Origin of the sequence: Plantibacter sp. MPB07 (genome assembly GCF_046619465.1) — a bacterium.
In the GTDB taxonomy this organism is placed as follows: domain Bacteria; phylum Actinomycetota; class Actinomycetes; order Actinomycetales; family Microbacteriaceae; genus Plantibacter; species Plantibacter auratus.
In genome coordinates this window covers 2,067,427-2,080,389 of record NZ_CP177043.1, presented here as the reverse complement: position 1 = coordinate 2,080,389, position 12,963 = coordinate 2,067,427, and the positions used below count along the sequence as shown (strand labels likewise).

Below are 12,963 nucleotides of genomic sequence, written 5' to 3'. Positions count from 1 at the left end.
GCCCGTGCCCGGGCGAGGGGACGAACGTCCGCCATCCGGCCACGGGGCGGTTCAGCGGGGCGGTTCCTCCCACTGGAAGGTGTGGATGATCGCGTCGACGAGCGTCACGAGCACCTCGACCGTCGACGGCGGGAGGCGTTCGTCGCCGACCCGGCCGAGCACCGTCGCGCTGACGATGAGCGCGAGCTCGCGTTCGCGTTCCGGCGAGACCGGGATGAAGTAGTCGACTCGGATGAGGTCGGCGGTCGTGCCGGCTTCGTCGGTCTGTTCCCGGCGCACCCGGAGGTGGCGGGTCACGGGCAGCTCGCCGACGAGGTCGGCGCGGCGTTCGGAGCGATCAGCGCCTCCCTCCGCCGACGCCCATCCGGTGGGGAGCCCGCCGGATGCGTACTCCGACCGTTCCTCGGCACCGGGCCGTGCGATCACGATGTTCGCCGGGATGATGGCGCCGGCACGAGGGGCGACCGGCAGCAGGATGTCGACGCCGCCGCTCGCGACGGTTCGACCGCGGAGCGAACGCAACTGTTGGCGGAGGACGGGGCGGAGCTTGGCGAGGGCGGCCCGTCCGGCGGTGGGTCCGTCGTCCGGAACCAGTCTGGCGACGGCGGCCTCCACGCTCTCCGAAGCAGCCAGATACCCCCAACCGGCCGGGAGGACGAACCGGTAGCGACGAGCAACGCTCACGAGACCACCCCGCGGTGACGAGCGGCCGAGCGCTCGGCGAGGTACGCGAACCCCTGGCCGACGATCATGCACCCGATGCCGATCCAGACCGCCGTTCCGAGGTCGTGCGGCCATGCAAACTGTGTCCGCCGCGGAACCGATCGGACGCCTGCGCCGCTCGGAGGGGAGGGTCGCGTCGAACTCACGAGTCGACGACCTGCTCGTCGACCTGCAACGCCCGTGCCAGCGCATCGAACTCGGGCCGCAGGCGCTCCATCAGCCCGAGGTCGAAGTCGGCGTAGTACATCGACACCCAGCAGGTGGGGAGGGTCCAGCCGTACGAGCGCACTGCGGAGAGCGTCCGGTCGGCGTTCCGCTGGTGCATGATCGCCGTGATGCCCTCACCGAGGTGGGGCGACACGAACGGTTCGACGACCGGTGGGCCCTCGAGACCCGGGGTGTCGAGCTGCATGAACTGCTCGAGACTCCGGTACGTCCCCACGCGGCTGTCGTGCACCTCGATGCGGGCGATGCGCGCCGGGCGGCTGAGGTCGGGGGCGTAGGCGACCGTCCAATGAGCGCCGACGCTGTCCCGGCTCCTCGACATCTCGATGAGGTCGTCGCGGAGCGCGGCTCGTTTCACGAAGGCGAACCCTGACCGGCGTGCGACACGCTTCGCCGCGGCGTCCGCCCAGCCCCGCGGGTCGGTGAACCCCTCGTAGGGCCAGGCGTGCGGAACCCAGATCCAGCGGTCGAGGTCGACACCGTCGAGGCGGACGGTGATCACGGACGGGGTCGGCGCGCTCATCCCTGACCGTCCGTGCCCGTGCCGGTGCCGGTGTCCGGCACGGTCGGGTTCGCCGGGCCGTAGGTCTGACCGCCGGGGACGACCGGCGAGGAGCCCGGCAGGGTGAGCGGGTATGGGCTGACCGTCGGCGGTGGCTGTACACCGGTCCCGTTGCCGCCACCACCGAACACGGTCGACGGCGTGCCGAAGTCGGGCACCAACGGGTCGAGGCGGTACTCGTCCGGCGGCACGTACTGCGAGTCGCCGGGGTGCCATCCCTCCTGGTGCGCGTTCGGCGCCTGGTCGTTCGGGGTGAGGTCGGGCAGCAGGGACGGCGTTCCCGCGGTGATGTTCTTGCCTGCCTCCAGCCCGATGGAGGCGAAGATGTCGACCTGATTGTCGAGGTAGAACTCGACGGCGGCCTTCTGCGTCTCTCCACCGCGCCCTGCGGCATCGACGAAGCGGTTGGTGGTCGGCGTCGTGCCGGAGACACGGGGCACTCCGGCGAGGGAACCGGGCCCGGTCGTCGGCACGTCCATGTTGCGGAGGGCCTTCGCGATCGGGCCCTTGAGGAACTTCGAGAAGGGGAGGAGTCCGATCGCGTCCCACATCAACTGGTTCTCGAGGCCCTTCTCGCCCGCCAGCATCGCGCCGCCGGTCATCAGGCCCATGAGTCCGGCGATGCCGACACCCGCTGCACCGATCACGGCGACTCCCGCGACGACGAAGGCGGGGAGCCCGATACCCGCGGTCCCGATCGTCGCGAGGACGAGGCCGACGATCGCGACGACGGCGACGATCCCGACGATCCACTTGCCCACCTCCGAGAGGACGTCGTAGAGGCCCTTCCCCCAGTCGTCCCACCAGGTGTCGTTCATGCCGTCGCCGTCGACGGCCGTGGTGATCATCGAGGCGGCGGTGCGTCCGGCGTTCTCGGCGCGGATCTGGGCGTTCTCGAGGTCCACCTGGGCCTGCCCCTGCGCGATGCGGGCCTCTTCCAATCGGTACCACGCGGCGTCGGAGGCGGTCCTCGTATCCGCGGCGTCGGTGGCAGCCGGATCGTGGGCCGCCGTGTCCGCGGCCTCCCACTTCGTCAGGTAGTCGCTGTTCGCGCTCGCGTGCTCGGTCTCCGCAGCCTCCGCTGCGGCGATCGCGTCGCGCTCGGTCTGCTGGGCTGCCTCGAGCTCGTCGGCGTAGAACGTGAGCGCCTCGTGGACCGCGCGGTACCGGGGCTCGGTGAGCGCGATGTTCTCCCCGAGGTACTGCGCGTTGTCGTGGTATTCGATGACCGCGATGCTCGTCTGCTCGCCCAGTTCCAGCGACTGCAGCTGCGAGGAAGCCTCGACGATGGTGTCGGCGATGCCGCCGTAGGTGGTCGCCCAGGTGCGGATGGAACCGGGGTCGCCGGCGATCGGGCTCATCCTTCGTCTCCGTCTCCGCCGGCTGCCGCGGCCTGGTCGGATTCCCAGCCTTCGAAGTGGTCGGCGATCGCCGTGCCCATCCCGTTCAAGGTGGTGATGGCCTCCGAGAACTCCGAGCGCCTGGTGTCCCAGCCGCTTGAGAACTCCTGGAGGGTCCGGGCGAGGAGCTCGTGGGGGATCACGTCGGCGGCCGACGCGGTGTGCTTCTCCGCGGCGTCGAACTCGCTCTGGATGACGGTGAGGTTGGCTGTCGTGTCCCTGATGAGGGCCGTGTCGACCGTGAACTGTTCCATCTGGTCCTCTCTGGTGGCGCTGACCATTCTAGGAAGCGACGGGGACGGCCTCGATGGGGAGAACTCCCCACCGTGCGGGGCCGACCGGTGCTGCCGGGAAGCCGGCTCCGATGTCGGGGGCGACGGCTACCATTGGTGGGTGGTCACAGCTCTGTATCGCCGGTATCGGCCCGAGACGTTCGCCGACTTGATCGGTCAGGCGCAGGTGACCGATCCCCTCATGACGGCCCTCCGCACCAACCGCGTCAACCACGCATACCTGTTCAGTGGTCCGCGTGGTTGCGGCAAGACGACGTCCGCCCGCATCCTCGCGCGCTGCCTCAACTGCGCCGAGGGCCCGACCGACACCCCGTGCGGTGTCTGCGCGAGCTGCGTCGACCTCTCCCGCGACGGCTCCGGCTCGCTCGACGTCGTCGAGATCGACGCGGCCAGCCACAACGGTGTCGACGACGCCCGCGACCTCCGCGAGCGCGCGATCTTCGCGCCCGCGCGCGACCGCTACAAGATCTTCATCCTCGACGAGGCGCACATGGTCACCCCGCAAGGCTTCAACGCCCTGCTGAAGATCGTCGAGGAGCCGCCGGAGCACGTGAAGTTCATCTTCGCGACGACCGAGCCCGACAAGGTGATCGGCACGATCCGCTCCCGCACCCACCACTACCCCTTCCGGCTCATCCCGCCGGCGCAGATGCTCGACTACGTCCAGCAGCTGTGCGAGAGCGAGCACGTGGGTGTCGAGGCCGGCGTGCTGCCGCTCGTCGTCCGGGCCGGAGGCGGCTCCGCCCGCGACACGCTGTCCCTGCTCGACCAGCTGATGGCCGGCTCCGAGGGCGACTCCGTCGACTACGAGCGCGCGGTCGCCCTGCTCGGCTACACTCACACGGCCCTGCTCGACGAAGTCGTCGACGCTCTGGCCGCCCGCGACTCGGGTGCAGCCTTCAGCACCGTCGACCGCGTCATCCAGACCGGCCAAGACCCACGCCGCTTCGTCGACGACCTGCTCGAGCGACTCCGCGACCTCATCGTCGTGGCCGCCACGGGCGAGAACGCGGCGGCGGTCCTCCGCGGGCTCCCGCAGGACGAACTCGACAAGATGCTCGCCCAGGCGCGGGCGTTCGGCATCGCCGAGCTGTCCCGCACGGCCGACGTCGTGAACGAGGCGCTCACCCAGATGACGGGCGCCACGTCGCCCCGGCTCCACCTCGAGCTCATGATGGCGCGCATCCTCGTGCCCGCAGCCGACGACTCCGCTCGTGGTGCATTGGCCCGGGTGGAGCGGCTCGAGCGTCGCATCGGCGTCGAGGGTGCTGCCGTCGAGGGCGGCCAGGCCGCGGTCTCGGCGCAGCCCGTGGCCTCGACGCAGCCCGTGGTCGCCGACCGCGCTGCAGCCTCTGCCGGCGCTCCGGTCTCTGCCGGTGCTGTCCCTGCGAGCACGGCGGCGAGCTCCACCCCTGCTCCCGCCCCGGCCGCTGCCTCGACAGCATCCGCGGCCCCCGACCGTCGACCGGCGCAGGAACCTGACCACGTGCAGACCGCCGTACCGACCCCCGCCACCCCGCGGGTCGGCCCGGTCACCCTGCAGCACATCCGCGATGCGTGGCCCGAGATCGTGGCGCGCGTCGAGAAGGCCGACCGCAAGGCCTGGATGATCGTCGTCAACACCCAGGTCGGCGGGTACTCGGACGACGACGTCCTCACGCTCGTCTTCGCGAACAACAGCGACCTCAACGACTTCAAGGCACGTCACGCCCCCGGCACCGGTGTCGCTGAGGTCCTGCGCACGGCGGTCCTCGACGTCCTCGGCGTGCGGGTGAAGTACCTCGCCAAGGTCGCCGGTGCCGACGAGCCGCCGGCACCGCGGGCAACTGCGCCCGCCACCCGCGCTCCGTCGTCGGACTCGTCCGCCTGGTCGACCCCGAGCCTGCCGCAGACCGTCCCCGCCCCCGCAGCCCCGGAGTCGTCCGCCGGCAGCGGCGGGTCAGGATCCCGCTCCTCGTGGCCCACCGTCGCACCAGCCGGAGGCGAGCCCGCCTCCGCTGCGCCGGCCGACGCCGAGTCGTCGCCCGCTGCGTCATCGCCCGCTGCCCCGGCGGCTCCTGCGCCTGCGGCCCCCGAGCCCGTCGAGGAGCAGACCTCCGTCTCCGCCTCCTCGTGGGCGACGGTCGCGCCGCCGGCCGACGAGCCCGAGCCGTCCCCGGTCCCTGAGCGGTCTCCGGTCCCTGAGCCGTCCCCGGTCCCTGAGCCTGTCGAAGGGCCCACGTCGTCACCTGGTGCCGCCTCGGCGACGCCACCATCCTCGGTCCCTGAGCCGGTCGAAGGGCCCTCGTCATCGCCCGAGCCTGCTTCGGCGACTCGGCCGTCTCCGGTCCCTGAGCCTGTCGAAGGGCAGCCCGGGCGACCCACCGCATCCGGAGCCTCCGGGACGCCGGCCAGCTCACCCGCGCAGCGCCAGCCGTCGACCCCGCCGCGCCAGCAGGCACCCGCCCGAGGCCCGTCAAACGGTGACGCGCTCGGCTCGCGTACCGTCACCTGGGACGTCGTCTCGATCCCGTCCGACGACGACGCACCGCCGCCGGATGACGAGCCGCCCTACCCCGACCCGTTCGAGTCGTCGGCCCCTGCTCCATCCCCAGCGGCCGTCGCGCCATCCGCAGCTCCTGCAGGCTCCCCGCAGGCCGCACCGCCTGCGGCCCCGGTCGCCGAGCAGCGCCCGCAGCCCCCGGTCCGGATGCGCCAGGCGCCCCCGGTGCCGACGTCCCACCCCGCGGGCGACAACCGGTACGGCGAGAGCGTCGTCCGCGAGCTTCTCGGCGCCACATTCATCGAGGAGCAGCCGCACGAGCCGCGCTCCGGAGGGCGGTAGGCCATGTACGAGGGAATCGTCCAAGATCTGATCGACGAGTTCGGGCGGCTGCCCGGTATCGGTCCGAAGTCGGCGCAGCGCATCGCGTTCCACATCCTCCAGACGGAGTCGTTCGACGTGTCGAAGCTCGCCGAGCTGCTCACCGTCGTCCGCGAGAAGGTCAAGTTCTGTGAGATCTGCGGCAACATCTCCGAGCAGAACCTCTGCAGCGTGTGCCGCGACCCGCGTCGCAACCCGGCCCTGATCTGCGTCGTCGAAGAACCGAAGGACGTCGTCGCCATCGAGCGCACGCGTGAGTTCCGCGGCTTCTACCACGTGCTCGGTGGCGCCATCAGCCCGATCGACGGTGTCGGTCCCGACGACCTGAACATCCGTCGTCTCATGCAGCGCCTCGCCGACGGCACCGTCACCGAGGTCATCATCGCGACCGACCCGAACCTCGAGGGGGAGGCGACCGCCACCTACCTCAGTCGGCTGCTCCTCCCGATGGGGATCCGCATCACACGCCTCGCCTCCGGCCTCCCCGTCGGCGGCGACCTCGAGTACGCCGACGAGGTCACCCTCGGTCGTGCCTTCGAGGGTCGCACCGTCGTCAGCGGCTGACACCCCGCCCCGTCGTCCGCCCCTCCACCCCGTTTTTGCCATCGGTCCTTTCTCAGGAGTCGGCCGGTGTGTCGCGGCTGGTGGGTTGCGCCGCGCCGAGGGACTCCTGAGATAGGGCAGCTGTGCCGCCGTCAGGCTCGGGTCTGCTTGTCGGGCGAGGGGTCTGCTTCCGGTCGGTCCTTTCTCAGGAGTCGGCCGGTGTGTCGGGGCTGGTGGGTTGCGCCGCGCCGAGGGACTCCTGAGATAGGGCAGCTGTGCCGCCGTCAGGCTCGGGTCTGCTTGTCGGGCGAGGGGTCTGCTTCCGGTCGGTCCTTTCTCAGGAGTCGGCCGGTGTGTCGGGGCTGGTGGGTTGCGCCGCGCCGAGGGACTCCTGAGATAGGGCAGCTGTGCCGCCGTCAGGCTCGGGTCTGCTTGTCGGGCGAGGGGTCTGCTTCCGGTCGGTCCTTTCTCAGGAGTCGGCCGGTGTGTCGGGGCTGGTGGGTTGCGCCGTGCCGACGGACTCCTGAGTGAGGGCAGCCGGGCGCGCCTCAGGCGTCGGCGGAGGGCACCGGCCACTCGGCGACCACCGGACGAGCCGACAGCTGCCGGCCGATCGCGGAGAAGCCGAGCTTGCGGGCGACGGCGCGTGAGCCGGGGTTCGTGTCGGCGGCCCGCCACTGGGGGAGGAGTCCGGCCGCGAGGGCGTGCTCGACCGCGGTCGAGGCGAGCCGCGTCGCGAGACCGGTCCCGCGAGCCTCCGGGGCGGTCAACGCAGTCACATGCGCGACGCCCAACGGCCACGACCGGTAGCCGGCGACGGCGAGGACCCGTCCGTGCTCGCGCACCGAGAACAGCGGCGAGGTGATGCCGAAGATCCCGCTCTCCGAGGCTTCGTCGTCGCCCACCTTCGACAGCAGCGACTCGATGGCGGGGTCACTCGCCTTGCTCGCCACGACGTCGATCTCCTCGGCCGGTCGGAACCGCCCGGGCAGCAGGTAGTCGAGGGTCGCCGGCCCGAGCACCTCGGCGACCTGCACCCGCGAGCGGAGGAACTCGACCGTTCCGACGCTCCTCGGTGACTCGTCCTCGATGGCGAGCCGCCTGGCGGTGTCCTCGTCGGGCACGATCGCCAGGGCGCTGCCGTCGATCTCGACGACGCCGATCCATCCGGGCGGGCACGCCATCGAGCCGGCGTTCACGACGACGGCGACCCGGCCGGCGGAGAACCGCGCGGTCGGCGAGGCGAGCCCCTGCCAGAGGCGTCGCACCGTCGCGAGCACCCGCGCGTCTTCCTGCTGCATAGGCCAACCCTACCGAGGCCCGCCCGTCTCCCCACCGCAGGAAATCGGCCCGACAGCAGGACCGGACGGGCCGAAGCGTCCTGCTGCGGGGCGGATCTCCTGCCCCGGAGCGGGTGAGGGTGCCCTTCGTCACATGAACGGCGCGGAATGCCCGGATGGGTAGGATGATCGCTGGGCCGCTCGTGCCCGCACCGACTTCCCCAGGAGATCCGATGGCATTGATCGTGCAGAAGTTCGGCGGGTCCTCCGTCGCGGACGCCGAGAGCATCAAGCGCGTGGCGAAGCGCATCGTGGAGACCCGCAAGGCGGGCAACGAGGTCGTCGTCGCCGTCTCGGCGATGGGCGACACGACCGACGAACTGCTCGACCTCGCCCACGAGGTGACGCCCATCCCGGCGCCCCGCGAACTCGACATGCTGCTGTCCAGCGGCGAGCGCATCTCGATGGCGCTCCTCGCGATGGCGATCAGCAGCATGGGCTACGTCGCACGCTCCTTCACCGGCAGCCAGGCCGGCATGATCACCGACGCCCAGCACGGCGCCGCGCGCATCGTCGACGTCACCCCCGTGCGCCTGCGCGAGGCCCTCGACGACGGCGCCATCGTCATCGTCGCCGGCTTCCAGGGCTTCAACCGCGACACCCGCGACATCACCACGCTCGGTCGCGGCGGCTCCGACACCACGGCCGTCGCGCTCGCCGCAGCCCTCGACGCCGACGTCTGCGAGATCTACACCGACGTCGACGGCATCTTCACCTCCGACCCCCGCGTCGTCCCGAAAGCCAGGAAGATCGACCGCATCTCCAGCGAGGAGATGCTGGAGCTCGCGGCCTCGGGCGCCAAGGTCCTCTACATCCGCGCCGTCGAGTACGCACGCCGCCACGGCGTGACGCTCCACGTCCGGTCGTCCTTCAACAACAACGAAGGCACGCTCGTCCTCAACGACGCGAGCCGCAACAACCCAGGAGCAGGTGAGGCACCCATGGAGCAGCCCATCGTCGCCGGAGTCGCGACCGACCTCAGCGAAGCCAAGATCACCGTCGTCGGTGTCCCCGACCTGCCGGGCAAGGCGGCGGAGATCTTCACGATCGTCGCGAAGTCGGGCGGCAACGTCGACATGATCGTCCAGAACGTGTCGACCGCCGTCTCCGGCGTCACCGACATCTCGTTCACCCTGCCGAAGCCCGAGGCGCAGCAGGTCCTCCGCGCGCTCGCGGCCGAGCAGGAGCGGGTGGGCTTCTCGGCCATCCAGCACGACGACCAGATCGGCAAGCTCGCCCTCGTCGGGGCCGGCATGCGCACGAACACCGGCGTCTCGGCGAAGCTCTTCGAGGCGCTGAGCGCAGCGGGCATCAACATCGAGATGATCTCCACCAGCGAGATCCGCATCTCGGTCGTGACGCGTGCCGACACCCTCAACAAGGCCGCCAACGTGGTCCACTCCGCGTTCGGTCTCGACGGCGAGGACGAAGCCGTCGTCCACGGCGGCACCGGCCGCTGAGCAGGCTCGTCCACAGGCTCCGGAACCAAGCCGACCACGGACCGACGGGCGGGATCCCGCCGATCCTGATGCAAGATGGTTCACAACAACCCCCTGAAACCAGAGGAATCCCCATGAGCAACGGTGTACGTGTCGGAGTCGTCGGAGCGACCGGTCAGGTCGGCAAGGTCATGCGCCGCCTGCTGGAGGAACGCGAGTTCCCGATCAGCGAGATCCGCTTCTTCGCGACGGCTCGCTCGGCGGGCACGACGCTCCCGTTCCGTGGCCAGGACATCGTGGTCGAGGACGTCGAGACGGCCGACCCGAGCGGCATCGACATCGCCCTGTTCTCGGCCGGTGCCACCGGCTCCCGTACGCAGGCTCCGCGGTTCGCGGCTGCCGGTGCGCTCGTCATCGACAACTCGAGCGCGTGGCGGATGGACCCCGAGGTCCCGCTCGTCGTCAGCGAGGTGAACCCGCACGCCATCAAGGACGCGGTCAAGGGCATCGTCGCGAACCCCAACTGCACGACCATGGCGGCCATGCCGGTCCTCAAGGTCCTCGACGCCGAGGCCGGGCTCACGCGCCTCATCGTCAACACCTACCAGGCCGTCTCCGGTTCCGGGCTGGCCGGTGCGGCTGAACTCGCCGGCCAGATCGAGGCCGCGGTCGCCCAGGGCGACCTCACCCGACTCGTCCACGACGGTTCGGCGATCGACTTCCCGGCCCCCGAGAAGTACGTCGCCCCGATCGCCTTCGACGTCATTCCGCTCGCCGGTTCGATCGTCGACGACGGCCTGGGCGAGACCGACGAGGAGAAGAAGCTCCGCAACGAGAGCCGGAAGATCCTCGAGCTCCCCGAGCTGCTCGTGTCGGGCACCTGCGTGCGCGTGCCCGTGTTCACGGGCCACTCGCTGTCGATCAACGCCGAGTTCTCGCGCGACCTTTCGCCGGAACGTGCGATCGAGCTGCTCAGCGACGCCCCGGGTGTCCAGCTGTCGGACGTGCCGACGCCGCTCGAGGCCGCCGGTGCAGACCCGTCGTTCGTGGGGCGCATCCGTCCGGATCAGAGCGCGCCGGCCGGCAAGGGCCTCGCCCTGTTCATCTCGAACGACAACCTCCGCAAGGGTGCCGCCCTCAACGCGGTGCAGATCGCCGAGATCGTCGCCGCCGAGCTGCTCGCACAGCCCGCGACGGTCTGACCGGCCCTCCCTCCACCCGATCGGGGACGACGACATGGCCCGCCAGCGACCACGCCTGCGCCGACGCTGGTTGGCCGCGTTCATCGCGGCGGCCATCGCCGTCACCGCGGTGATCACCGTGAGCGGTCTGCGTGCCGACGTCCAGCAGACGACGGTCGCCCGCGCCGACACCTCCGGCTCCGAGGTCGCCGTCGGACCGCTCGTCGCGTTCTACGGCGACTCGTACACGAAGGGCTCGGCAGCGTCGTCGCCCGCCGCGCGCTGGTCTTCGCTCGTCGCGAAGGCTGAAGGCTGGACAGAGTACAACGCCGGCTACCCGGGTCTCGGCTTCGTCCGCAAGCGCGACAAGGTCGGTGATGTCACGGCCGACGTCATCGCCCAGCACCCCGAGGTCCTCATCGTCGCGCTCGGCATCAACGACAACTTCGAGTGGACCGGCAACGGGCAGGCGATCCAGGAGGCGATCCTACCGGAGTTCCAGCGGCTGCGCGACGGGCTGCCCGGCACCCGCATCATCGTGGTGGAGCCCTGGTGGTACACCGCCGAGCGACCGGCGTCCGTCGAACAGATCATCGGATGGGTCCACGACGCCGCCGACACCATCGGGGCCGACTACATCTCCGGTGCGTCGCACTGGCTGGACGAGGACCCGGCGACGTGGATCTCAGCCGACGGCCTCCACCCGAGCGACGCCGGGTACGCGCACCTCGCTCAGCGCATGCTCGAGGAGCTCGACGCCCTCACCCCCGCGCTCCCCGGACGCTGAGTCCGCGTCCCCACCGGCGGCCCGAAGTGTCTCGACATCGAGCGATCTCACGGCACGCGATCAGCGACAGCACGCGGGTGGAGAGCTCGGGCCTCGCCGCGACTAGACTGCTCTGGTGACCGAAACCATCGACGTAGCCCTCATTGGTGGTGGCATCATGAGCGCCACGCTCGCCGCCCTCATCCACCAGGTGCAGCCTGACTGGAAGGTCGAGGTGTACGAGCGCCTGAGCGACGTCGCACTCGAGAGCTCCAACCCGTGGAACAACGCCGGGACGGGCCATGCCGCGCTGTGCGAGCTCAACTACATGCCGCAGGACGCCCACGGCCAGGTCGACCCGGCGAAGGCCATCGGCATCAACGAGCAGTTCCAGCTCAGCCGCCAGTTCTGGTCCCACCTCGTCGAGGAGGGCCTGCTCGGCGCACCCGACACCTTCATCAACCCGACCCCGCACATGACCTTCGTGCGCGGCGAGAAGGACGTCGAATACCTGCGGAAGCGCTACGAGGCGCTGAAGGATCAGCCGCTCTTCGCCGGCATCGAGTTCTCGGAGGACCCGGCCGTCATCGCCGAATGGGCTCCGCTCCTCATCAACCGTCGTGCCGTCGGCGAACGCATCGCCGCCACCCGGATCACCGCGGGCACCGACGTCGACTTCGGCTCGCTCACGCACAAGCTCTTCGGTGCAGCACCGAACACGCACGTCCGTGCCAACCACGAGGTCCGGTCGCTCAAGCGGTTGAAGGACGGCACGTGGCGCATCCGTGGCCGCCAGACTCTCGGTCGTTCACCGATGGAGATCAACGCCCGCTTCGTCTTCGTCGGTGCCGGCGGATGGGCGCTCAAGCTGTTGCAGAAGTCCGGCATCCCCGAGATCAAGGGCTACGGCGTCTTCCCCATCGGCGGGCAGTTCCTCCGCACCGACAACCCCGCGGTGGTCTCGAAGCACCAGGCCAAGGTCTACAGCCAGGCCTCGGTCGGTGCCCCGCCGATGTCGGTCCCGCACCTCGACACCCGCGTCGTCGACGGTCAGGCGAGCCTCCTCTTCGGCCCGTACGCGACGTTCAGCCCGAAGTTCCTCAAGCGCGGATCGATGCTCGACCTCGTCACCCAGGTGCGCCCGCACAACCTCCTCCCGATGCTGGCGGTCGCGAAGGACAACCCGAGCCTCATCACGTACCTCGTCGGGCAGCTCCTGCAGTCCCGCAAGCAGAAGATGGACAGCCTCCGCGAGTTCCTGCCGACGGCGAAGGACGAGGACTGGTACCTCATCGAGGCCGGGCAGCGCGCGCAGGTGATGAAGAAGGACAAGGCCAAGGGTGGCGTCCTACAGTTCGGCACTGAGGTCATCACGGGGGCGGACGGCACGATCGCGGGACTGCTCGGCGCTTCTCCCGGCGCTTCGACGGCCGTACCGATCATGCTCGACGTCCTGCGCAAGTGCTTCCCCGACCGGATGACCGCGTGGGAGCCGAGGCTCCGCGAGATGATCCCGACCTACGGTTCGACGCTGAACGACGTCCCCGCGACGGCCGCGAAGGTCCTCGAGAGCACCGCCGAGGCCCTCGACATCTCGCTGTAGCCGCCGCACGGGCGCTTACCCGGTC

General features: G+C 70.4%; 11 protein-coding genes. 6 read left to right on the top strand and 5 right to left on the bottom strand.

The genetic code is table 11. The features are described from left to right. Positions 1-51: 51 nt before the first annotated feature. The 4 genes from ACLIME_RS09625 to ACLIME_RS09610 form a co-directional block, all read right to left on the bottom strand. Positions 52-684, bottom strand: coding sequence for a hypothetical protein (locus ACLIME_RS09625; protein ID WP_411556762.1), 633 nt, complete (start codon positions 682-684; stop codon positions 52-54). Between the two features lie 181 nt (positions 685-865). Further along, on the bottom strand, positions 866-1,471 hold the full coding sequence (locus ACLIME_RS09620) for a hypothetical protein (protein WP_411556761.1): 606 nt from the start codon (positions 1,469-1,471) through the stop codon (positions 866-868). Further along, complete coding sequence (locus ACLIME_RS09615; RefSeq protein WP_411556760.1) at positions 1,468-2,871, bottom strand: hypothetical protein; 1,404 nt, start codon at positions 2,869-2,871, stop codon at positions 1,468-1,470. The genes ACLIME_RS09620 and ACLIME_RS09615 overlap by 4 nt, the downstream gene beginning before the upstream one ends. Further along, positions 2,868-3,164, bottom strand: coding sequence for a hypothetical protein (locus tag ACLIME_RS09610; protein ID WP_139382533.1), 297 nt, complete (start codon positions 3,162-3,164; stop codon positions 2,868-2,870). Before ACLIME_RS09610 ends, ACLIME_RS09615 begins: the two co-directional genes overlap by 4 nt. A 139-nt stretch (positions 3,165-3,303) precedes the next feature. Between ACLIME_RS09610 and ACLIME_RS09605 the strand changes: the two genes are divergently transcribed. Further along, positions 3,304-6,027, top strand: a complete 2,724-nt coding sequence (locus tag ACLIME_RS09605) for a DNA polymerase III subunit gamma and tau (RefSeq protein ID WP_411556759.1) — start codon at positions 3,304-3,306, stop codon at positions 6,025-6,027. Between the two features lie 3 nt (positions 6,028-6,030). After that, on the top strand, positions 6,031-6,630 hold the full coding sequence (recR, locus tag ACLIME_RS09600; RefSeq protein ID WP_056014479.1) for a recombination mediator RecR: 600 nt from the start codon (positions 6,031-6,033) through the stop codon (positions 6,628-6,630). Positions 6,631-7,157: 527 nt separating this feature from the next. Here recR and ACLIME_RS09595 read toward each other — a convergent pair. Then, positions 7,158-7,910 (bottom strand): GNAT family N-acetyltransferase, encoded by a 753-nt coding sequence (locus ACLIME_RS09595; protein WP_411556758.1) that lies wholly within the window; start codon positions 7,908-7,910, stop codon positions 7,158-7,160. A 212-nt stretch (positions 7,911-8,122) separates the two neighbouring features. Here ACLIME_RS09595 and ACLIME_RS09590 point away from each other — a divergent pair, with 212 nt between their 5' ends. The 4 genes from ACLIME_RS09590 (at position 8,123) to mqo (ending at position 12,938) form a co-directional block, all read left to right on the top strand. Further along, the gene (locus ACLIME_RS09590) at positions 8,123-9,409 is read left to right on the top strand and encodes an aspartate kinase (protein ID WP_079706865.1); all 1,287 of its coding nucleotides are present in this window, start codon (positions 8,123-8,125) and stop codon (positions 9,407-9,409) included. Between the two features lie 113 nt (positions 9,410-9,522). Beyond that, positions 9,523-10,590, top strand: a complete 1,068-nt coding sequence (locus tag ACLIME_RS09585; RefSeq protein ID WP_079706866.1) for an aspartate-semialdehyde dehydrogenase — start codon at positions 9,523-9,525, stop codon at positions 10,588-10,590. 34 nt (positions 10,591-10,624) lie between these two features. Further along, positions 10,625-11,356: an SGNH/GDSL hydrolase family protein gene (locus ACLIME_RS09580; RefSeq protein WP_411556757.1), complete on the top strand. Its 732-nt coding sequence runs from the start codon at positions 10,625-10,627 to the stop codon at positions 11,354-11,356. Positions 11,357-11,513: 157 nt separating this feature from the next. Next, entirely contained in the window at positions 11,514-12,938 is a 1,425-nt protein-coding gene (gene mqo, locus ACLIME_RS09575) for a malate dehydrogenase (quinone) (protein WP_411558787.1), read from the top strand. Positions 12,939-12,963 lie beyond the last annotated feature (25 nt).